The sequence below is a fragment of the Tamlana crocina genome (assembly GCF_012037625.1).
Genome location: NZ_JAAVJS010000797.1, coordinates 1 through 293 on the forward strand (window position 1 = coordinate 1; position 293 = coordinate 293).

The following is a 293-nucleotide window of genomic DNA, read 5'->3' on the forward strand; positions in this document are numbered from 1 at the left end:
GGCAAGAACAGTTTTCCCGGTCGAGGTAACCCTAAAATGACCGATGAAGAAAAAGAGATAGCTCGATTAAAAAAGGCATTAAAAGAAGCCGAACTAGAACGTGATATCTTAAAAAAGGCGATTGGCAAAATACCCGAAAACAATGTTTTCTCCTCTTAATATCAAATCTCCGTGAGCGACAAGAAAAATACAGGTTTATAAAACAGCATTTAATGAAATTTCCTGTTGAGACGATGTGCAAAATATTAAAAGTTATTAAGAGCGGGTATTACCATTGGTTGCAAACAGGGCCA

At 36.9% G+C, this 293-nt stretch carries 1 pseudogene; it reads left to right on the forward strand.

The features are described 5' to 3' along the window. A pseudogene (locus HC176_RS19040) lies at positions 1-293 on the forward strand (IS3-like element ISDde3 family transposase); the annotation flags it as partial.